Below are 23,424 nucleotides of genomic sequence, written 5' to 3' on the forward strand. Positions count from 1 at the left end.
CTCCTATACATGCAAATATAATATTATACTAATTATTATATCACATATTTATCTATTAATAACAAATTTAGGGGTATTAAATATAACAAGCATCAAAGCTTTCAATATATCTGCCCTTAATTTATTCTTATTTTCCATTACAGTATTTAATGTTCTATCATTTATAACTGCCTTTAATATTATAGCTTCTCTTTCTGTTATGATTTCTTCCTCAAATAATCCTTCTATAATTTGTACTCCAGCATTATAAGTTATACCATCTCCTATCTTTTCCATTATAATATCAAGTAAATTCTTATTACAGTTAAGTTCTACTTTTTTTATAATTATATATCCTCCCCCTCCTCGTTTACTCTCTATATAATATCCTTTATCTGTAGTAAATCTAGTAGTTAATACATAGTTTATCTGTGAAGGAGCACAGCTAAAATAATTTGCCAATTCATTTCTTCCAATCTGCAGTTGATCATTATTATTACTGTTATTAAACATATCTTTTATAAACTCTTCTATTATATCTGATAATCTTGCCAACCCATCACCTTCTTGACTTTGACTTTCTTTGACTTTCTTTAATAATATTATTAATTGAATCTTAAATCAATATTCATATATATTTAAATTTAGTATTTTTTAGTCAAATACTAAATTTAAATATACTTTTCTCCATATTTCTAAGATATACTATAAATTTTATATTATTTATATTGTATTTATACTTTTTATCTCCCCTAAATGTGATGTATCTCCATATAACAAAATATTATAGTGTCCATTCTCTATTTCAACTTCACTTAAACTTGCCTGATGAATGTAAGAACCTTCCCATAATTTATCTAAAGGTCTATTTTCAAAATACGCCATCATAATTCTTAATACTACAGTATGAGTAACGATTAAGACATTTTTACCTTCATGCTTATTAATAATTTCTTTAATTAAAGATACTACTCTAATTTTTACCTGTATAAAACTTTCTCCCGTATCGGGAACATACATTTTAGGGTTTGTCCAGAAATTATTAAGTTGTTCTGGATTTTTTTCTCGAGCTTGTTCTTTGGTTAATCCTCCCCATTCTCCTATGTCTATTTCCATAAGCCTATCATCTTTTATTATAGGTACATTTCTCTGTGCCGCTACTATTCTAGAAGTTTTTACTGCCCTTTCTAATGGACTTGAATATATTATATCAAAATTTATATTCTCCATTCTATTTTTTAATAAATTAGCTTGTTCAATACCCTTTTTAGTTAGAGGTGAATCTTTTGTACCACCCTGCATTTTTCTTTCTATATTCCATATAGTTTCTCCATGTCTTACCATATATAATTTAATCATAGTATTTATCTCCTTTTAATTTAACAAATATTATATATTAAAATTTTTATATAAGCTCTTATAATTTTTTATTATATCACATAATAAACTGAAAAATTATACTTTAATCTATATTTTTAAATGCTTTTATATAATATTTATCTTTGCTACGAACTTTACTTGAATTAATTATAAAATTTTTATTTTCTAACATATTACATATAATTTTTATATTTTCATCATCATTTTTATCTATAACTATGGTTAAATCATCATCTCTATTTACTATTGATATATAGTCTTGTATGCTGCTATAATCCTCTAAACTAATTTTTCCTATTATATTCATCTTGTATTTGGACATACAATCTCTCCTTAACTAAATACATTAGACTAACTGATAAAATTATTATTTAGTTTAGTGAATCAAAATATTCATATTATTTTAATTTAAAAAGGGACTGTTACACAGCCAACTATTCGGTTAGCTACGTAAAGCCCCTTTGAACTATTCATCCTTAACTTTTTCATTTTTCCTGGATTCTATTATTTTATTAGCTTGAAGAGGTGGAACCTCCTCATATCTTTCAAATCTCATAGTAAAATCTCCTCTAGCTTGAGTCATAGATCTCAAATCCGTAGCATACCTAAACATTTCTGATTGAGGCACTTCTGCTATTATTACTTGATTCTCTCCAGAAGAATTCATCCCAAGAACCCTTCCTCTTTTTTTGTTTATATCTCCTATTATATCCCCCATGTAATATTCAGGAACAGATACTTCTAAGTGTACAATTGGCTCTAACAGTACAGGTTCAGCTTCTAATAATCCTTTCTTATATGCAATAGAAGCAGCTGTCTTAAACGCCATTTCTGAAGAATCTACAGGATGGAAAGATCCATCATGAAGAATAGCTTTTAATCTTATTACAGGATATCCAGCTAAAACTCCCTGATTTATGCATTCCCTAAGTCCTTTTTCAACAGCTGGTATATACTGCCTTGGTACTACTCCTCCCACTATTTTATCCACAAACTCTAAATCATCTTTTCCATCTACCCTAGGTTCAAATCTAATCTTTACATCTCCATATTGTCCATGTCCCCCAGACTGTTTTTTATGTTTACCCTGCACATCAGAAGCTTTTTTTATAGTTTCCCTATAAGGTATCTTGGGATCTTGCAAAATAACATCTACACCAAATTTAGATTTCAATTTACAAGATATTATATCCGTATGTGTTTCTCCCATTCCAAAAACTATTACTTCTGCATTCTCCATATCTCTAGTTACTTTAAAAGTAGGATCTTCTTCCAACAATTTATTTAATCCACTTAATATCTTATCTTCATCATTTTTTGATTTAGGTAAAACTGCTTTTGCTATTACCTCTGGTGGAAATTTGATATCTTCAAAAATAATAGGAAATGAAGTTTCACATAAAGTATCTCCCGTACTTGTAAATTGTAATTTAGCTACAGCACCCAAATCACCTGCTATTATTTCAGATGTAGATGTTTGTTGCTTACCCTTTAAAAAATACATAGATCCTATCTTTTCACTTTTATCTTTTTTAGCATTATACACTGTCATATCGGATTTCAATTTTCCTGTCATAACCCTAAACAAAGATAATTTTCCTACAAAAGGATCAGCTATAGTCTTAAAAACAAATGCTGAAAAAGGTTCTTTTTCATCTATGTTAATTGTAATTTCAGAATTATCTTTTAAATTTTTAGCAGTAATAGATTCCACATCTGCTGGAGATGGAAAGCACTGAACTATATTCTCAAGCAGAGTTTCAACTCCTATTACATTAGCGGCAGAACCACACATTACAGGAACTACTTCTCCTTTAGTACAACCATTTATCAGTCCCGTATAGATATCTTCATCACTTAAAGTACCTTCATTAAAATATTTATCTAGAAGCTCTTCATCTGTTTCTGCCACAGCCTCCATAATCATATTTTTACAATCATTAACTTTTTCTAGAATATCTTCTGGAATATCCACATCCTTCATTGTTTTACTTTTTTCATCAAATATTTTGGCCCTTCGTGAAATAACGTTTACAATACCTTTAAAATTATTTTCTTTACCTACAGGATATTGAATAGGCACTACGGATAAGCCAAACTTTTCTTTTAGATCAGTCAATACTTTATCAAAATCTGAATTTTCTCTATCTAATTTATTTATATAAAATGCCCTTGGAAGCTCTTCCTTGTTTACATAATCCCAAGACTTTTCAGTTCCTACTTGGATTCCTGACACACCTGATACAACAATTATAGCTAAATCAACTGCTCTTAATCCTTGAAAAGTTTCTCCTATAAAATCAAAATATCCTGGCATGTCAACTAAATTTATTTTTACATCTTTCCATTTACATGAAGCTATTGAGGTTGATACAGATATTTGTCTCTTCTTTTCTTCTGGCTCATAATCACTAGTTGTATTTCCATCCTCAATTTTTCCTAATCTGTCTATAGTTTTTGTATGGTAAAGTATCGCTTCTGTCAATGTGGTCTTTCCAGAACCACTATGTCCAATAATTCCTATGTTTCTTAAATTTTTTGTTAAATATGTTTTCATAGGCAATTCCTCCTTGTACTTTACATTTAATTTATATATTTTACTTCATTAATTATATTCTATTTATATCATATTCTACTTAATAATTAAAAATTCCTTTTAAAAATCAAATAATTTTCATAATAATTTTCATAATAATATTATGCTTCTATTTTAAACATATATTACATTTTATTCAATGATAAAATGTATTCAAAATTTCCATATCATATCTCTAAATACACAAATTTGATAAATTTAAACATAAAAAAACGAGCAACAAAATTGTTACTCGTTATGGTGGAGATAAAGAGATTCGAACTCTTGACCCTCTGCGTGCAAGGCAGATGCTCTCCCAGCTGAGCTATACCCCCATATGGTGGACCTTCAGGGACTCGAACCCCGGACCAACCGGTTATGAGCCGGTTGCTCTAACCAACTGAGCTAAAGATCCTTATTTTTTACCCGGCAGCGACCTGCTCTCCCACAGGGCCTCCCCTGCAGTACCATGGGCACTGTGGAACTTAACCTTCCTGTTCGAAATGGTAAGGGGTGTTGCCTCCACGTTATTGCCACCAGATTTTTATCATTTTTCTCACTACAGTTTTATATTATACTGTCATAACTGCTACCTGTCAATACTTTTCTTCAGAAAACTTATATCCTCTGAAAATTGCACAGTAAATATATTTTGGTCAAGCCCTCGACCTATTAGTATCAGTCAGCTTAACACGTTGCCATGCTTACACCCCTGACCTATCTCCTCCTCTTCTCGGAGGGGTCTTACTGGCTTTCGCCATGGGAAATCTCGTCTTGGGGTGGGCTTCACACTTAGATGCTTTCAGCGTTTATCCCTTCCCGACTTAGCTACCCAGCTGTGCTCCTGGCGGAACAACTGGTTCACCAGCGGTCAGTCCATCCCGGTCCTCTCGTACTAGGGACAGCTCCCCTCAAATTTCCTACGCCCGCGACGGATAGGGACCGAACTGTCTCACGACGTTCTGAACCCAGCTCGCGTGCCGCTTTAATGGGCGAACAGCCCAACCCTTGGGACCTACTCCAGCCCCAGGATGCGACGAGCCGACATCGAGGTGCCAAACCTCCCCGTCGATGTGAACTCTTGGGGGAGATCAGCCTGTTATCCCCGAGGTAGCTTTTATCCGTTGAGCGATGGCCCTCCCACGAGGTACCACCGGATCACTAAGCCCGACTTTCGTCCCTGCTCCACCTGTTTGTGTCGCAGTCAAGCTCCCTTTTGCCTTTGCACTCTCCGAAGAATTTCCAACCCTTCTGAGGGAACCTTTGTACGCCTCCGTTACTCTTTTGGAGGCGACCGCCCCAGTCAAACTGCCCGCCTATCATTGTCCCGTGTCCAGTTTCATGCACTCCGGTTAGAATTTCAGTACTGCCAGGGTGGTATCCCAACGTTGGCTCCACAAATGCTGGCGCACTTCTTTCCCTGCCTCCCACCTATCCTGTACAGGCAATACCAAAATTCAGTGATAAACTGCAGTAAAGCTCTACGGGGTCTTTCCGTCCAATCGCGGGTAGCAAGCATCTTCACTTGCACTTCAATTTCGCCGGATTTGTTGTTGAGACAGTGCCCAAATCATTACGCCATTCGTGCGGGTCGGAACTTACCCGACAAGGAATTTCGCTACCTTAGGACCGTTATAGTTACGGCCGCCGTTTACTGGGGCTTAAGTTCTTGCCTTCGCTTTCGCTGAGCAGTCCCCTTAACCTTCCAGCACCGGGCAGGCGTCAGCCCCTATACTTCAGCTTTCGCTTTAGCAGAGACCTGTGTTTTTGATAAACAGTTGCTTGGGCCTTTTCTCTGCGGCCACTTCCGTGGCACTCCTTTTCCCTAAGTTACGGAGTCAATTTGCCGAGTTCCTTAACAACAATTCTTCCGATGGTCTTAGGATTCTCTCCTCACCTACCTGTGTCGGTTTGCGGTACGGGCACATTCCTGCTCCATAGAGACTTTTCTTGGCAGTGTGAAATCAGATACTCGCCCTTGCGGACTCCCCTTCAAAGCTCAGGATTACCGGACATATGGTTTTTCCTCTATCTCCTCCCTCACTCCTTGGACACACATCCATTCGTGTGCACATCCTATCCTTCTGCGTCATCCCTTCTGTTCTTTTTCGCAAAAATGTGGTACCGGAATTTCAACCGGTTGTCCATCGCCTACGCCTCTCGGCCTCGGCTTAGGTCCCGACTTACCCCGGGCGGACGAACCTTCCCCGGGAACCCTTAGGTTTTCGACCAATAAGATTCTCACTTATTTCTCGCTACTTATGCCAGCATTCTCTCTCCTGCACCGTCCACCACTCCTTCCGGTATGGCTTCTGCCTGTGCAGCATGCTCCCCTACCGCCCTTTCAGGCCCATAGCTTCGGTGGTAAGTTTTAGCCCCGGACATCTTCGGCGCATGACCTCTTGACTAGTGAGCTATTACGCACTCTTTAAATGTATGGCTGCTTCTAAGCCAACATCCTAGTTGTCTTCGATATCACACATCCTTTTCCACTTAACTTACACTTCGGGACCTTAGCTGGTGGTCTGGGCTTTTTCCCTTTTGACTACGGATCTTATCATTCGCAGTCTGACTGCCGGGATTCAAGTATATGGCATTCGGAGTTTGATAAGGTTCGGTAACTGTTGTCAGCCCCTACCCCATTCAGTGCTCTACCTCCATTACTCACTCCCGACGCTAGCCCTAAAGCTATTTCGGGGAGAACCAGCTATCTCCGAGTTCGATTGGAATTTCTCCGCTATCCACAGCTCATCCCATGGTTTTTCAACACCAACGTGGTTCGGTCCTCCACGGAATTTTACTTCCGCTTCAACCTGGCCATGGATAGGTCACCCGGTTTCGGGTCTACAGCATACAACTCCCCGCCCTTTTCAGACTCGGTTTCCCTTCGGCTCCATACCTTAAGTATTTAACCTTGCTGCATGCCGTAACTCGCTGGCTCGTTCTACAAAAAGCACGCCGTCGTACTTTAACGTACTTCGACTGTTTGTGGACACACGGTTTCAGGTTCTCTTTCACTCCCCTCCCGGGGTTCTTTTCACCTTTCCCTCACGGTACTCCTCCTCTATCGGTCACCAGGTAGTATTTAGCCTTGGGAGGTGGTCCTCCCTGCTTCCCACAAGGTTTCTCGTGTCTCGTGGTACTCCGGTACAGGTTATTTCGTTTCTGCTTTTCACTTACAGGGCTTTTACCTTCTGCGGCTCATCTTTCCAGTTGTATTCAGTTAAGCTTCCACAATTTTTTTTACCTGACCTCTACCCCGGAAACAAGTTTCCGGTTTGGGCTCTTTCCCTTTCGCTCGCCGCTACTTAGAAAATCGATTTTTCTTTCTCTTCCTCCGGGTACTTAGATGTTTCAGTTCCCCGGGTTTCCCTCTGCAGACCTATATATTCACCCTGCAGTACCTATTGTTTTTTAGGTGGGTTTCCCCATTCGGATATCTCTGGTTCTCTGGCTATTTGCGCCTACCCAGAGCTTTTCGCAGCTTATCACGTCCTTCTTCGGCTCCTGGTGCCAAGGCATCCTCCATGCGCCCTTTGTAGCTTGACCTTTGGTTTAAAAATTGCTACTAACTTCGCACAGCTGCGTCAAATGCCTCACTGTGGTGCTCATTTACATAAGTAAATTCCGCTCCTCCTTCGGCCTTTTCCTTGCCGTACTCGTTATTACCAATTTTTATCCTTAGTTATTTATTACAATGTAAACATAACTTTAATTATACTTACTACTACAAAGGTTATTTCTAACCTTAGCTTTACTTCTTTTATTTACTGTGCAATTTTCAAAGGACAAAATTCTTTCAATTCACAGTGCACAATTTACAATGTGAATTATAAATATTTTTTTCTTGTACTTGGTGGGCTTAAATGGACTCGAACCATCGACCTCACGCTTATCAGGCGTGCGCTCTAACCAGCTGAGCTATAAGCCCATAACATGGTGGAGATAAAGAGATTCGAACTCTTGACCCCCTGCGTGCAAGGCAGGTGCTCTCCCAGCTGAGCTATACCCCCAAATTAACTAGAAGGATATGATCCCTCAAAATTAAACAGAATAAATGGTAACTTACTTATCTATATTCCCCAGCTTTTAAGGCAAGCCTTCCTGCCTTTCGACTCCTTAGAAAGGAGGTGATCCAGCCGCAGGTTCTCCTACGGCTACCTTGTTACGACTTCACCCCAATCACTAACCCCACCTTCGGCCGCGTCCTCCTTGGTTAGACTACGGACTTCGGGTGTTGCCAGCTCTCATGGTGTGACGGGCGGTGTGTACAAGACCCGGGAACGTATTCACCGCGACATGCTGATTCGCGATTACTAGCAACTCCAACTTCATGCAGGCGGGTTTCAGCCTGCAATCCGAACTGGGAGCAGTTTTTGAGATTTGCTCCTCCTCGCGGTATTGCTTCTCTCTGTTCTGCCCATTGTAGCACGTGTGTCGCCCTGGACATCAGGGGCATGATGATTTGACGTCATCCCCACCTTCCTCCACGTTAACCGCGGCAGTCTTGTTAGAGTGCCCACCTTTCTGTGATGGCAACTAACAACAGGGGTTGCGCTCGTTGCAGGACTTAACCTAACATCTCACGACACGAGCTGACGACAACCATGCACCACCTGTCTCCCTGCCCCAAAGGGCTTCCTCCATTACAAGTTATTCAGGGGATGTCAAGTCCAGGTAAGGTTCTTCGCGTTGCTTCGAATTAAACCACATGCTCCGCTGCTTGTGCGGGTCCCCGTCAATTCCTTTGAGTTTTAATCTTGCGATCGTACTTCCCAGGCGGAGTACTTATTGTGTTTACTGCGGCACAGGAGGGGTCGATACCCCCTACACCTAGTACTCATCGTTTACGGCGTGGACTACCAGGGTATCTAATCCTGTTTGCTACCCACGCTTTCGTGCCTCAGCGTCAGTTACAGTCCAGAGAACCGCCTTCGCCACTGGTGTTCTTCCTAATCTCTACGCATTTCACCGCTACACTAGGAATTCCGTTCTCCTCTCCTGCACTCTAGATATCCAGTTTGAAATGCACTGCCCGGGTTAAGCCCGGGTCTTTCACATCTCACTTAAATATCCGCCTGCACACCCTTTACGCCCAGTAATTCCGGACAACGCTCGCCACCTACGTATTACCGCGGCTGCTGGCACGTAGTTAGCCGTGGCTTCCTCTTCCGGTACCGTCATTATCGTCCCGGATGACAGAGCTTTACGATCCGAAAACCTTCTTCACTCACGCGGCGTTGCTGCATCAGGCTTTCGCCCATTGTGCAATATTCCCCACTGCTGCCTCCCGTAGGAGTCTGGACCGTTTCTCAGTTCCAATGTGGCCGTTCACCCTCTCAGGTCGGCTACGCATCGTCGCCTTGGGGGGCTTTTATCCCTCCAACTAGCTAATGCGACGCGGGCCCATCTCAAAGCGGATTTCTCCTTTAAGGTATCCTCCATGCGGTTTTTACCTTCTATGCGGTATTAATCTCCCTTTCGGGAGGCTATCCCCCTCTTTGAGGCAGGTTACCCACGTGTTACTCACCCGTCCGCCGCTATTCCACCCCCGAAAAGGCTTCCTCGCTCGACTTGCATGTGTTAGGCACGCCGCCAGCGTTCGTCCTGAGCCAGGATCAAACTCTTATTTTAAAAGTTTTATTTGACTCTGTTGAAAATTACTATTAGCTTCGCCCAGCTTCGTCAAATGCCTCATTCCGGTGCTCAATTACACAAGTAAGTTCCGCTCCTCATTCAGCCTTTTCCTCGCTGTACTCGCTACTAGTAATTTTAGTATATCTCTTTCAGCAAAATACTGCTTAAATATACTACACTACGAAATTACTTCCTCTACTGCTCTCGCAGCTCAAAAGAATTGCTGGTTTATTCTTAATAAATAAGTTTACCTATCTTCTTTATTCTGTTTAATTTTCAAGGATCACATGCCATTTTTATTCAACAGCTTTTGTAGTTTATCATATACTCTTAACTTTGTCAATAAATTTAAAAAAAATTTTTATAGACAAAGTCATTTATCAACTTAATGACATTTGATATAATACCACAACTTAATTTATATGCTATACACATAACCATCATACATCCTATTTATCTAATCAATTCTATTAATTCCTACGAAAAACTATTATATTCATATAAAGATACACTAGGAAACGTTATCGTATATACTTTACACCAGCTCTAAATAAAAAAAGAAAAACTTACTATAAAAGTTAGTTTCTCTTTTAAAATACCCTACACTAATTACATATCATTCACTATTTCTTTAAACATATTTCCTCTTATTTCAAAATTAGCAAACATATCAAAACTAGCACAAGCAGGAGATAAAGTAACTACATCACCCTTATGGGATACTTTCCTTGCTAAATTTACTGCTTCTACTAGAGAATTTGCCATTATAATGGGTATGTGAATGTCTTTTTTTAATTTAAGGTTTTCAAAGGCTTCTTTTATTTTATATTTTGTAGCTCCCACAAGTATTAAAGTTTTAATTTGTAAATATCCTTCTTCAGCTAAAATATCAAAAGGTATTTTTTTGTCATATCCACCAGCTATTAATATTACAGGTTTTTCAAAAGCTTTAAGTCCTGCCAATGTTCTGCTAGGACTTGACGCAATAGAATCATTATAATATTTTACTCCATCTACTTCCCTTACAAATTCACACCTATGCTCCACTCCCGAAAAAGTAATAGCAACTTCTCTCATACTTTCAATACTTACATCATCTTTTAGGGCACAAAAGGCTGCCAAAAGATTTTCTACATTGTGCATTCCTTTAAGTTTAATTTCTGATAATTTACATACTTCATCTCTATCTATATACAAACTACCTTCATTTAAATATCCACCTTTATTTAATTTTTCTTTACTACTAAATTGTCTAATCCTGCCTAAGGTCTCTTTCGCCATAGAGTTTGTTAAGTTATTATCCTTATTTAATACTAATAGATCTGAATTACTTTGATATTTAAATATATTCTTTTTAGCCATTATATATTCTTCCATGTCTTTATGAACATCCAGATGATTAGGACTCACGTTAGTTATAACTGCTACTTGAGGTGAAATATCCATAGTCATTAACTGAAAACTGGATAATTCAAGTACAACTCTATCATCATTTTCTATTTCTTCTACTTTAGAAAATAAAGGAGTACCTATATTTCCTCCTATCCAACTTTTATAACCTTGCTTTTTTAAAATATTATACATAAGTGTAGTAGTAGTAGTTTTTCCATCACTTCCAGTTATACCATATATTTTAGCAGGACAATATCTTATAAACTCTTCCATTTCAGAGGTTATATATGCTCCCTTTTTCTTAGCTTTTATAAACGCAGGACTATCTATTCTCATAGAAGGCGTTTTAAATATTATATCAAAATCACTTAAGCCATTAAGATATTTTTCACCCAACGCCAAACTTACACCTTTTTCTTTCAATTCTTTAACTACTTCTCCAATCTCATCTGAATTTTTTTTATCAAAAGCACTTACTTTAGCACCTAATTTTAATAAAAAATCAATCAAAGGTCTATTACTTATTCCTATTCCTACTACTCCTATTTTTTTATGTTTTATAAATTGTTTAAAGTCATCAAAATTTCTTTTCATTTAAGAAAACCTCCAAAATAAGCCTATTACAATCAAGTGATTATTAGGTTCAGGTGGAGTTTGCTTATAAGAAATGCTTTTTCCATCTGAACCTTAAAAGAACTTATCCAGGCACATAGCAGTGCTTATATCCCACTTTAAAGAATATGGGAACATTAGTTAATTGCCGCGTTCGGATAAATTTATACTTAATTATATAATAACATAATATTTCATAAAAGCCTATGCTGATAGTGTAAATATTGGAAATAAAATCGATATGATTTTATGAAAAATATAATATATATTTACTCTTAAAATGAAATTGTCGAATAAAATCAAAATTATATGAAAATATTTAATTTACTGATTTTATGTTTCACTATTGAAAAATATCATTCACTTGTGATATACTTTACTTGTGTCGTAAGAAAACATTAATATAATTCCCCAAGTTTTAATTAAACATATAACATATCCCCATGATTAAACCCTAATTTACCGGACTTTGGTCCGGTAAGTTTTTTGTATCTAGAATACCACAGGTTTTACCTGTGGTTCCGGAAAGCTTATAGCTATGAGTAGGAAAAAGAAAAACTCCAATATAAAATAGAAGTAGGTTTGCCAACCACAACTAAAATATATTGGAGGTGTGTCCGAAATGGACAATAGTAGTTTAGCACACAGCAAGTGGAATTGTAAATATCATATAGTTTTTGCACCAAAGTATAGGAGACAAATAATATATGGAAAGATAAAAGCGGATATAGGTGTAATCTTAAGGAAACTATGTGAACAAAAAGGGGTTAAAATTATTGAGGCTAATGCATGTAAAGATCATATACATATGCTTATAAGTATACCACCTAAATTAAGTGTATCGCAGTTTATGGGATATCTTATATGATTTTTGACAGACATGCAAATTTAAAATATAGATATGGAAATAGACAGTTTTGGTGTAAAGGGTACTATGTTGATACTGTAGGAAGGAATAAAAAAGTCATAGCAGAGTATATAAAAAATCAGATACAGGAAGATTTAGCATACGAACAAATGAGTTTGAAAGAATATATTGACCCGTTTACGGGTGAGACAGTAAAAAAAGGTAAAAAATAAAGCACCTTTTAGGTGCAGCCTGTAAAGGCATATGCGGTTGGCACACCGTTCAGTGTGCGAGTAGCACAGCCAGTAACATGCCCTTATAGGGCTAGAGCAAACCACCCGTTTTACGGGTGGTGATGATTGTCGTAAAATATTTATTCGAAGGCGACAATCAGCTGACGCCCCCAGCTTCTTTAAAGTGAAGGATGAACACTGCTATGCCCATAGATAAGTTCTTCTAAGGTTCAAGATGAAGAAAAAAGTATTCCTCATGTTGAACCTTAGAAGAACTTGATCAATATTGATATATTTACTAAAACTGTATCTTTTCTTGTATGAAATCTCTCAATTCATTTATTTTTACTCTAAATTGTTTCATGGTATCCCTATCCCTTATAGTAACAGTGTCATTATCCATGGTATCAAAATCTATAGTTATACAATAAGGTGTACCAATTTCATCCTCTCTTCTATATCTTTTACCTATGCTTCCTGCATCATCATAATCCACATTAAAATCTTTTTTTAAGATATTATAAACTTTTAAAGCTTTTTCTGATAACTTTTTACTTAAAGGTAAAATCGCAGCTTTAAATGGAGATATAGCAGGGTGGAAATGTAACACTGTTCTTAAATCTCCTCCCTCTAGTTCTTCTTCATCATAGGCATCAACTAAAAATGCAAGTACTGCTCTATCAGCTCCCACAGAGGGTTCTATGCAATAAGGTATATATCTTTCATTAGTACTTGGATCTAAATAAGTCATATCTTTTCCCGAATGGTTTTGATGTTGAGTTAGATCATAATCAGTTCTATCTGCTATACCCCAAAGTTCTCCCCATCCGAATGGAAATAAATATTCAATATCTGAAGTGGCATTACTATAATGGGAAAGCTCTTCTTTTTCATGAACTCTAAATCTTATATTCTCCTCTTTTATACCAAGCTTTAATAAAAAGTTCCAACAATACTCTTTCCAGTAATTATGCCATTCCAAATCAGTATCAGGTTTACAGAAAAATTCTAGTTCCATCTGTTCAAATTCTCTAGTTCTAAAAGTAAAATTTCCTGGAGTTATTTCATTTCTAAAAGCTTTTCCTATCTGAGCTATTCCAAAAGGTATTTTTTTTCTACTTGTTCTCTGAACATTTTTGAAATTCACAAATATACCCTGAGCTGTCTCTGGCCTTAAATATATTTCTGCTTTTGAATCCTCCGTAACTCCTTGAAAAGTCTTGAACATAAGATTAAATTGTCTTATGTCCGTAAAATTTGTTTTTCCACAATCAGGACACACGATATTATTATCATCTATATATTTTTTTAATTTTTCATTGCTCCAGCCATCTGCACTAGCTTTTTCTACACCTTTTGAAGTCATATGCTCTTCAACTAATTTGTCAGCTCTAAATCTTGATTTACATTCTTTACAATCCATAAGTGGATCTGAAAAATTTCCTACATGACCTGAAGCAACCCAGACCTCATTATTCATAAGTATAGCACAGTCTATACCCACATTATACTGACTTTCATGTACAAATTTTTGCCACCATGCTTTTTTTACATTGCTCTTTAATTCTACTCCAATGGGACCATAATCCCACGTATTAGCCAATCCTCCATATATATCCGACCCCGGATATACAAATCCTCTATTCTTAGCTAAAGCTACTATCTTATCCATAGTTTTCTCAAAAGGCATAAATTATTTCTCCTTCCCATAATCAATTTAAATTATATTTAAATTTTTAAGTATAAAAAAAGCCCGCCCTCAAGGGACGAATTTTATATCCGCGGTTCCACCCTTTTTAGCACAAGCTCATCTTTTAAATATATAGCTCCAAAGTTCCTTCACAATAAAACCTCAGTTGTTTACACCATCCACAACTTCTCTTTTTATATAGAGATTTAAATTGCTACTATCCTTTATCAAAGCACTTTATTAGATTATAATACCTATATTTATTACTTATTATGTGTAAACACAATCAATTACTCTCTCTACCATTACAAAAAATAAAATGGCTCCGTGGAGAGGATTCGAACCTCCAACCCTTCGGTTAACAGCCGAATGCTCCACCATTGAGCTACCACGGAAGAACTCACATGTATTATTATATCACGCAATTTTAAAAATGCAATATTTTTTTACTAATAAATCTAAAAATTTATAGATTTTAAATTTTTATACTATAATATTAAGTTATTCTTAGGTTAAGATGAAATTTACTTATTCGAATAAAATAAACTACTGTTGGCTTGGTTTCATAGTAGGGAATAATATAACATCTCTTATGGAATAAGAATTTGTAAGGAACATTATAACTCTATCCAGACCTATTCCAAGTCCTCCTGTAGGAGGCATACCTATTTCTAGTGCATTTATGAAATCTTCATCCATCATATATGCTTCATCATCGCCTAATTCTTTTTCCCTTATTTGCTGCATAAATCTTTCTCTCTGAACTATAGGATCATTTAACTCAGAATATGCATTACATACTTCTCTACCAAATATAAAACCTTCAAATCTCTCAGTATATTTATCATTTCCTCTTTTCTTTTTAGTTAAAGGTGATATTTCAACAGGATAATCCATTACAAAAGTTGGTTGAATAAATTTATGTTCACAAAATTCCTCAAACATACTTACTAATATATCTCCTTTTGTGCAGTCCTTCAATTCTTTTTTAAGCTCAATACCCTTTTCTACAGCAATTTTTCTAGCTTCATCATCGCTTTCAATCTCATTAAAATCTACTTTTGTAAACTCTTTGACTGCATCTACCATAGTGATTCTATTCCAAGGCGGTTTAAAATCTATTTCTGTATCCTGATATATAACTTTTGTAGTGCCAAGTACCTTTTCACATACATATGCCAGCATATTTTCAGTTAACTCCATCATGTCATTATAATCTGAAAAAGCTTCATATAATTCCATAGCTGTAAATTCAGGATTATGCCTTACATCTATTCCTTCATTTCTAAAATTTTTACCTATTTCATATACCTTCTCAAATCCTCCTACTATTAACCTTTTTAAATATAGCTCAGTTGCTATTCTTAAATACATATCTATATCTAAAGCATTATGATGAGTTATAAATGGTTTCGCAGCTGCTCCCCCAGCTATTGATGAAAGTATAGGAGTTTCTACCTCTATATAGTCTCTACTATCTAAAAATTCTCTTATAGCTCTTATTACAGCAGTTCTTTTTAAAAAGGTATCCCTAACATCTTGATTTATTATTAAATCTACATATCTTTGTCTATACCTTAAATCCGGATCCTTAAGTCCATGCCATTTCTCTGGAAGAGGTTTAAGTGACTTAGCTACAAGTTGAAAGTCGATAATATGAATTGATACTTCCCCAGTTTTAGTCTTAAAAACTTTACCACTTACAGATAAAATGTCTCCTATGTCATAGGATTTATATTCCCTTAATTTTTCTTCTCCTACATCATTTATCTTTATATACAATTGAATTTTACCATATCTATCATACAAATCTGAAAACCCAGCTTTTCCATGAACCCTCTTAGACATCAGTCTTCCAGCCACAGTAACATCTGTGCCTTCTAAAGTCTTATATCTATCTTTTATTTCTTTGGAAGTATGAGTTCTCTCAACCTTATATACCTCAAACGGATCCTTATTTTCCGCTTGTAAATTTTTAAACTTTTGTATCCTCTCCCCTATTAATTGATTGAAATTTTCTTCCAGTACATGTAAATTTTTTTCCTCTTTTGCCATTGACATTACCCTCCAAAATTATCTTCTTATATTAAGTATTTTGTACTTGCTAACTCCATCTGGAACCTGTATCTCAATTACATCACCAGGCTTTTTCCCTATAAGTCCTTTACCTACAGGGGATTCATTTGATATTTTATTATTAATAGGATCTGCTTCCGCAGACCCTACAATTAAGTATTCTACTTCTTCATCTAAATCATAATCCTTAACTTTCACAATTGAACCTATACCTACTATATCTAATGGGACTTCATCTTCATCCACTATACTAGAATTTTTTAGCATAGTTTCAAGTTGTACTATTCTCCCTTCTACAAACGCTTGTTCGTTTTTAGCACTATCGTATTCTGAATTTTCACTTAAATCTCCAAAGGAAAGAGCCACCTTAATTTTTTCAGTAATTTCTTTTCTCTTAACTGTTTTTAAATATTCTAATTCATTCTCCAATTTTTTTATACCTTCATAGGTCATAACATACTTTTTTAATCCGCTCATTTTATTCTCCCCTTTTAATAATTTATATAAAATTCTCCTATACCCCATTAATGTCTTAAAATCTTTAATATATCTTGCCCTATTTACGCCAATTATCATTTAAGTAATTATAAAACAGCAATATTACAATGTCAACTTTTTCAAAATTCAATTAAAATATTATAGAAATTTCATTGTTCTATAATATTAATACATTTTTATTAAATTTTATTTTATCTAAAAATATACCATTATAACTTAAAGATTTTTTACATCCTGCTCATCCATTTGTGAAAGTATAGATCCTAAAAGTTCAAATGATACTTCATTATACTTAAATTTCCAAGGAATTTTATAGCTAATATCGTTTACTATATTATTATTTATATTATACGGTATGTAGCTATTATCTACATACCATACACATTTATTATTATCTATAGTTATTCCTTTAGATGTTATTATAAAATCCCCATTTTTAAAAGAAAACTCTATATCAGAAGTAATTATAGGTGTCACTCCATAGTTTGCCATAATATATTTACTGATATTATTTACTTTTGTAATCTCTTCAGAGAGAAGTATTATGTATTTAGCTTCCTTGGCCAAATAACATATAGTATCAAATAAAATAGGGTCTGAGGCATCATAAACCACCATACAACTACGTCTTATACTCTTTTTTTTATTTCTCAGTATAATTTTAGAACTTTCCACAATACTAAAAGCCATTAGATTTTTTTGAAATTTACTATATAGAGTATAATCTAAATATCTATATACTTTAGGTGCCAATTCTATGTCTTTGATTTTACACATTTTTTTAGCTCTTAAAATATTATTATTATATGAATTTATATTAATATTGGGAGGAAATTTTATATTTTTAATTTTTAATTTCAATTCTTTTATAAAAAGTTCTTCCTTCATTCTGATTTTAAATCTATCTTTTATACTTCCCCAAAAACTATCATCATCATAAAATTTAGTTATATTGGAGTCAGCATATAGAACTGATTTCACATTTTATATTCTCCTTAAATTACTTACAATACTATATTATTCTTCTATAAAATTAAAAATTACAATATAAATTTGTATTCATTTAAAATTTCAAATACAACCTCACTTCGTTCTTCGCGGTTAATTTTTTCTTTTATTTCCTTACTGTTTTTTAGACCCTTTATATACCAGCCTATTTGCTTTCTCATTTCTCTTACAGCTTTATATTCCCCATTATAATAAATAGCCCTATTATAATGTTCTATGCAAATATCTATTTTTTGCTGAGGAGTAGGATATGTAATAGGCTGGCAATTTCTACTCTCATATATTTGGGAAAATATCCATGGATTTCCCAAGCTCCCTCTTCCAATCATTATACCATCACATTTAGTAACCTTAAAAAGTTTATTTGCATCCTCTACAGTAAATACATCGCCATTACCAATTACCGGAATTTTAATTGATTGTTTTACTTCACTTATTATATTCCAATTTGCTCTATCATTATACATCTGGGTACTAGTTCTCCCATGAATAGTTACAGCATCTGCTCCGGATTGCTCCATAATTTTAGCAAAATCTATAGCATTTATATTCTCAAAATCAAAACCCATTCTCATTTTTACAGTTACTGGCTTTAAAGATACCTTTTTAACTTCTTTCACTATTTCTGATGCAAGCCTGGGATTTTTCATAAGTGCAGAGCCTTCTCCATTTTTTACTATTTTAGGAGCTGGACAACCCATATTTATATCTATAACACAAATGTCTTTATTTTCATTAAAATAATCACAAGCTTTAGCCATTATAACTGGCTCACTTCCAAATATTTGAACACCTATGGGCGCTTCTACTGGAGATATAGCTAACATATCTTTTGTAACCTTGCTGCCATAAAATAAAGCTTTAGCACTTATCATTTCAGTATAAACAAGTCCACATTTGAATTCTCTACATAATTCTCTAAATGCTCTATCTGTCATACCTGCCATTGGAGCTAAAAACACGTTATTTTGAAATTCCATTTCTCCTATTTTCATTAATATACCTACTCTTTATTTTTTTCATAGATTAATCTAAGTCCTGTTAAAGTCAATATGGAATCAATTATATCTATGGAATTTGTTCCTTCATTTATAAGTTTGGCAAGTCCTCCTGTAGCTATTACCAAAGGCTCCTCTTCTCCTAAAGCCATCATTTCTATTTTCATCTTCTTAACTATATAATCCACCTGACCAATATATCCATATATTATGCCAGCTTGCATACTAGAAACCGTATTTTTTCCTATAATATTCTGCGGTCTTATTATCTCTACTCTTGGAAGTTTAGCTGCCATTTCAAAAAGAGCAGAAGAAGATATTTTTATACCTGGACATATCGCTCCTCCTAAATAATCCCCCGCAGCTGTAACTGCACAAAATGTAGTAGCCGTTCCAAAGTCTATAATAATTAGAGATCTACTGTAGATTTCATGAGCGGCTACAGCATTTACTATTCTATCAGCACCTACTTCTCTTGGATTATCATATTTTATATTTATCCCCGTTTTTACTCCTGGTCCAACTATAATAGGACTAACTTGAAAATATTTTATTATCATATGTTCTAATGAATACATAATAGTAGGAACTACAGATGATATTATAGAGCCAGTTATATCCTCCGGTTCTAGTTTGCTTTTTAAAAATAGATCCATTACCTGGACTCCATATTCATCTGCGGTTCTTTTAGAATCTGTAGATAATCTCCAAACTGATATAAGTTCCCTGTCATCATAAACCCCTAAAACAATATTAGTATTTCCAACATCTAAGACTAAGATCATTAAACAAAACACCGCCTTTCTAAACACTTGCCTATCAATATATACATAATTAAAGAGCAGATTTTCCACTGCCCCAAAACATTAATTTCTCTTAAAATAACAATTTAATTGTATCAATAAAATTTTATTTGTCAAGGTTAAATAACAATCTATACTTTACTGTATTTTTTTCATAAAATCCTCACTATTTACTATATATCTAGTATGAGATCCCTCTCCAATTTTTCCATTTTCATCCCAAGCTTCAACTTGAAAAATTAACTTTTTCCCCTGAATTTCTTTTAGAAAAGCTTCACATCTAATCTTAGCACCAACTAAAGATGCTTTAATATGCTTTACATTTATTTCTATTCCAACAGTAGTATACCCTGTAGGTAAATGAAGATCTATACTATTTTTAGACGTATTTTCCATAAGAGTTATCATAGCTGGTGTAGCAAATACATTCAAATTACCTGATCCTAATTTTTTCGCTGTATTATTATCAGTTACATGCATTTCCATAGTAGAGGTAATTCCTGCTTTTAAATTAAATTCCATAATAATCATCTCATCTCATTTCATTTAGATTTATCACAAAACACATATTTTTATTATATCACTGTTACTTAAATTTTAAAATTGTAAAAAATAAAACGGTCACAGTAAAAATTTATATGGTATAAATTCTTCTTTAATATGAATATCTTTCCTTTTTCATCTTGGACAGAAATACTCCCCGATTATTGCACTTATCTATATAATATCTTCTACTGAAGGTCAAATCCCCCATCATTGTCTGAATAGTTTTTTCTATTTTAAACTTATATCTATATCTTTTAGTATCTCTGCTTTCAAATATTAAATTATCTACATTCTCCAAGATGAGCTTAATCCTTGATAAACCTATCTTGCATACAACCTCAAAAATTTCCTTCTCTATACTGTTGAAATTCAATTCCAATTCATCTAAAATTATATTATTCATACTAAAGTTTTTTTCTATATTCGTTTTCTCAAAATTAATTATAAAAAGTCTTCAGTATAAATAAAAGGCCTATCAGCAAGGTAATTGCTGGTGGCCTTTTCTTTTTTTCTGTCTAAAAATATTTTATTTACCTTTCAATTTGTCTAAAACTAATATTTTCAATTATTAGGTGATTTTCAGGTTTAGTGGACTTTGCTCATAAGAAATACTTTTCTCAATCTGAATCTTAGAAAAACTTATAAAAGAGCATAACAGTGCTCATCCTCCCCACTTTGAAAAAGATGGGGGTGTTAGCTAATTGCCACCTTAGGATAAATTAAACTTGAGCAAATATCTCTTCAAATTCACTTGCTTCAAGTTTTTCTTTTTCTAAAAGTTTTTCTGCCACAGCTTTAAGTCTGTTCATATTTTCCGAAAGAAGCTTTTCAGCTTTATCGTATCCTTCATCTATTAATTTTCTTATCTCTTTATCTATTTCAAAAGCCACTTCTTCACTGAAATTTCTTCCTTTTCCTAAATCTCTTCCCAAAAATACTTCATCATGACCTGAACCAAATGCAATAGGTCCCAAATCACTCATACCATAATCCATTACCATCTTTTTAGCTATAGTAGTTGCTCTATCAATATCATTTTTAGCTCCTGTACTTATATCACCTATAACCAATTTTTCTGCTACTCTACCTCCCAAAAGTCCTACAATCTCATCTTTAAGCTTAGCACTTGATGTATAGACACTATCCTTTTCTGGAAGATGCATTGTATATCCTCCTGCCATTCCTCTTGGTATTATACTTATTTCATGTACAGGGTCAGAATTAGGTAACAACTTCATTACCACTGCATGACCTGCTTCATGATAAGCTGTAAGCCTTTTATCTTCATCATCGATCACTCTACTTCTTTTTTCAGGACCTGCTATTACTCTAGTCACTGCTTCCTCCAATTCATTCATACCTATTAGATCTTTATTATTTCTAACTGCCAAAAGTGCAGATTCATTCATAAGATTTTCTAAATCCGCCCCTGTAAATCCAGGTGTTCTCTTGGCCAGAACATCTAATTTTACTTCATCTGCTAAATGTTTGTTTCTAGAATGCACTTTAAGAATTTCTTCTCTACCTTTAATATCAGGTGCCCCTACAAGTATTCTTCTATCAAATCTTCCCGGTCTTAAAAGTGCAGGATCTAATATATCAGGTCTATTTGTTGCAGCTATCATAATTATTCCCTCATTGACTCCAAAGCCATCCATTTCAACTAAAAGTTGATTCAATGTTTGCTCTCTTTCATCATGTCCTCCGCCAAGTCCTGCTCCTCTTTGCCTTCCAACTGCATCTATTTCATCTATAAATACTATACATGGCGAATTTTTCTTTGCCTGATCAAACAAATCTCTTACCCTTGAAGCTCCCACACCAACAAACATTTCAACAAAATCTGAACCTGATATGCTGAAAAATGGCACTCCTGCTTCACCAGATATAGCTTTAGCCAAAAGTGTCTTGCCAGTTCCTGGAGGACCTACAAGTAAAACCCCCTTAGGAATTCTAGCTCCCATTTCTATATATTTTTTAGGTTGTTTCAAAAAATCCACTATTTCCGCTAATTCTTCTTTTTCCTCATCTGCTCCAGCTACATCTGCAAAAGTTACTTTTTTCTTATCTGGTGTAGCCATTTTAGCCCTACTCTTACCAAAATTCATAACACTTCGATTTCCTCCACCACCTTGAGATTGTTGCATAAACATAAACCAAAATGCTACAAGCATAAGTATTAGAAGAATTGTCGGCAAATATTGTACCCACATAGGTATTGTAGCGGGCTTGAGATATATTTCTTGAACTTCTCCCTCTTTAGGATGTTCACCTATAAATTGAAATAATCTTTCAGATGGAACTACTGTTTCATATGCTGTTCCATTTTTCAAACTACCTTGAACTGTCATTTTATCTTCTCTAAGCTGAAAATTTTTAATATCATTACTTAACCAATATTTCTGAAAATCACTAAAACTAATGGCTGTTGAACTTTCATTGGTTCTTACCAACCACAATGCTGAAAGAATCACTAATATAAAAACTATAACCCAGGCCGTTGCACTTGAAAATTTTTTCATTAAAGGCCCCCCTCTCTTTCTAGTTTTATACTGTAAAATTGTATCATAAGTAAAATTCCTTTACAACAAATTTTAATACTAATTATTTATAAATTTCCTCTTTTAATATACCAATATAGGGAAAATTTCTATACTTTTCTGCATAATCCAATCCATATCCCACCAAAAAATAATCTGGAACTTCAAATCCTATGTACTTGGCTTCAATTTTAACCTTTCTTCTTGCAGGTTTATTTAAAAGACAAGCTATTTCTATACTCTTAGCTTTCCTGCCTTTCAAATATTCAATCAGATAAGATAAAGTTGTACCTGAATCTATAATATCCTCTACTATCAATATATATTTATTCTCTATTTCAAAATCTAAATCTTTTAATATTCTAACAACTCCTGAACTCTTTGTAGAACTTCCATAACTCGAAACTGCCATAAAATCCATAATGCATGGAATAGTTATTTCTCTAAGTAAATCTGCCATAAAAGGAACTGAACCTTTTAAAATGCCTACAAGCATTAACTCCTTTCCTTCATAATCTTTACTTATTTGTTTCCCTATTTGTTTTACCTTTTTCTTAATTGTATTTTTATTAATTAATATTTCTTTAATGTCATCACCCATATTACTCAT

At 34.6% G+C, this 23,424-nt stretch carries 15 protein-coding genes, 5 tRNA genes, 3 rRNA genes and 1 pseudogene; 1 reads left to right on the forward strand and 23 read right to left on the reverse strand.

Annotation, left to right across the window (positions count from 1 at the left end; translation table 11 throughout):
- Positions 1-48: 48 nt before the first annotated feature.
- From AB3K27_RS20420 to murD, 12 genes are all read right to left on the reverse strand, one after another.
- Positions 49-534 (reverse strand): CtsR family transcriptional regulator, encoded by a 486-nt coding sequence (locus AB3K27_RS20420; RefSeq protein WP_368489121.1) that lies wholly within the window; start codon positions 532-534, stop codon positions 49-51.
- Between the two features lie 168 nt (positions 535-702).
- Positions 703-1,338 (reverse strand): histidine phosphatase family protein, encoded by a 636-nt coding sequence (locus AB3K27_RS20425; RefSeq protein WP_368489122.1) that lies wholly within the window; start codon positions 1,336-1,338, stop codon positions 703-705.
- 103 nt (positions 1,339-1,441) lie between these two features.
- Complete coding sequence (locus AB3K27_RS20430) at positions 1,442-1,681, reverse strand: hypothetical protein (RefSeq protein ID WP_368489123.1); 240 nt, start codon at positions 1,679-1,681, stop codon at positions 1,442-1,444.
- A 144-nt stretch (positions 1,682-1,825) separates the two neighbouring features.
- Positions 1,826-3,916: an elongation factor G gene (fusA, locus tag AB3K27_RS20435; RefSeq protein WP_368489124.1), complete on the reverse strand. Its 2,091-nt coding sequence runs from the start codon at positions 3,914-3,916 to the stop codon at positions 1,826-1,828.
- A 277-nt stretch (positions 3,917-4,193) separates the two neighbouring features.
- Positions 4,194-4,269 (reverse strand) — tRNA-Ala (locus tag AB3K27_RS20440).
- A gap of 3 nt (positions 4,270-4,272) precedes the next feature.
- Positions 4,273-4,349 (reverse strand) — tRNA-Ile (locus AB3K27_RS20445).
- 9 nt (positions 4,350-4,358) lie between these two features.
- Positions 4,359-4,475, reverse strand: a 5S ribosomal RNA gene (gene rrf / locus AB3K27_RS20450).
- 111 nt (positions 4,476-4,586) lie between these two features.
- Positions 4,587-7,483, reverse strand: a 23S ribosomal RNA gene (locus AB3K27_RS20455).
- Between the two features lie 305 nt (positions 7,484-7,788).
- Positions 7,789-7,865 (reverse strand) — tRNA-Ile (locus tag AB3K27_RS20460).
- A 6-nt stretch (positions 7,866-7,871) separates the two neighbouring features.
- Positions 7,872-7,947, reverse strand: a tRNA-Ala gene (locus tag AB3K27_RS20465).
- A 110-nt stretch (positions 7,948-8,057) separates the two neighbouring features.
- Positions 8,058-9,568: ribosomal RNA gene (locus AB3K27_RS20470) — 16S ribosomal RNA — on the reverse strand.
- The 16S, 23S and 5S rRNA genes sit together here with 4 tRNA genes alongside, the layout of an rRNA operon.
- Positions 9,569-10,180: 612 nt before the next feature.
- Positions 10,181-11,557, reverse strand: coding sequence for a UDP-N-acetylmuramoyl-L-alanine--D-glutamate ligase (gene murD / locus AB3K27_RS20475; protein WP_368489125.1), 1,377 nt, complete (start codon positions 11,555-11,557; stop codon positions 10,181-10,183).
- Between the two features lie 640 nt (positions 11,558-12,197).
- On the opposite strand from murD, the pseudogene tnpA reads away from it, so the two are divergent.
- Positions 12,198-12,655 (forward strand): annotated as a pseudogene (tnpA, locus tag AB3K27_RS20480) (IS200/IS605 family transposase).
- Between the two features lie 298 nt (positions 12,656-12,953).
- Here tnpA and AB3K27_RS20485 read toward each other — a convergent pair.
- The 11 genes from AB3K27_RS20485 to hpt all read right to left on the reverse strand — a co-directional run bounded on the left by AB3K27_RS20485 (position 12,954) and on the right by hpt (position 23,424).
- On the reverse strand, positions 12,954-14,345 hold the full coding sequence (locus tag AB3K27_RS20485; protein WP_368489126.1) for a glycine--tRNA ligase: 1,392 nt from the start codon (positions 14,343-14,345) through the stop codon (positions 12,954-12,956).
- A 320-nt stretch (positions 14,346-14,665) separates the two neighbouring features.
- Positions 14,666-14,740: transfer RNA gene (locus tag AB3K27_RS20490), tRNA-Asn, on the reverse strand.
- A gap of 151 nt (positions 14,741-14,891) precedes the next feature.
- Positions 14,892-16,400, reverse strand: a complete 1,509-nt coding sequence (lysS, locus tag AB3K27_RS20495; protein ID WP_368489127.1) for a lysine--tRNA ligase — start codon at positions 16,398-16,400, stop codon at positions 14,892-14,894.
- An 18-nt stretch (positions 16,401-16,418) separates the two neighbouring features.
- Positions 16,419-16,898 carry a transcription elongation factor GreA gene (gene greA / locus AB3K27_RS20500; protein ID WP_368489128.1) on the reverse strand — a complete coding sequence of 160 codons (480 nt, stop codon included), beginning with the start codon at positions 16,896-16,898 and terminating at the stop codon, positions 16,419-16,421.
- Between the two features lie 237 nt (positions 16,899-17,135).
- Positions 17,136-17,900 (reverse strand): hypothetical protein, encoded by a 765-nt coding sequence (locus tag AB3K27_RS20505; RefSeq protein ID WP_368489129.1) that lies wholly within the window; start codon positions 17,898-17,900, stop codon positions 17,136-17,138.
- A gap of 59 nt (positions 17,901-17,959) precedes the next feature.
- On the reverse strand, positions 17,960-18,922 hold the full coding sequence (gene dusB, locus AB3K27_RS20510; RefSeq protein WP_368489130.1) for a tRNA dihydrouridine synthase DusB: 963 nt from the start codon (positions 18,920-18,922) through the stop codon (positions 17,960-17,962).
- A gap of 8 nt (positions 18,923-18,930) precedes the next feature.
- Positions 18,931-19,710, reverse strand: coding sequence for a type III pantothenate kinase (locus tag AB3K27_RS20515; RefSeq protein ID WP_368489131.1), 780 nt, complete (start codon positions 19,708-19,710; stop codon positions 18,931-18,933).
- Positions 19,711-19,866: 156 nt separating this feature from the next.
- On the reverse strand, positions 19,867-20,250 hold the full coding sequence (locus AB3K27_RS20520; RefSeq protein ID WP_368489132.1) for a thioesterase family protein: 384 nt from the start codon (positions 20,248-20,250) through the stop codon (positions 19,867-19,869).
- A 133-nt stretch (positions 20,251-20,383) separates the two neighbouring features.
- Positions 20,384-20,677: a UPF0236 family transposase-like protein gene (locus AB3K27_RS20525; RefSeq protein ID WP_368489133.1), complete on the reverse strand. Its 294-nt coding sequence runs from the start codon at positions 20,675-20,677 to the stop codon at positions 20,384-20,386.
- Between the two features lie 316 nt (positions 20,678-20,993).
- A complete protein-coding gene (gene ftsH, locus AB3K27_RS20530) occupies positions 20,994-22,796 on the reverse strand; it encodes an ATP-dependent zinc metalloprotease FtsH (RefSeq protein WP_368489134.1) in 1,803 nt (600 codons plus the stop codon).
- Between the two features lie 82 nt (positions 22,797-22,878).
- A complete protein-coding gene (gene hpt, locus AB3K27_RS20535) occupies positions 22,879-23,424 on the reverse strand; it encodes a hypoxanthine phosphoribosyltransferase (RefSeq protein ID WP_368489135.1) in 546 nt (181 codons plus the stop codon).

It is taken from the genome of Clostridium sp. BJN0013, from assembly GCF_040939125.1.
Taxonomy (GTDB): domain Bacteria; phylum Bacillota; class Clostridia; order Clostridiales; family Clostridiaceae; genus Clostridium_B.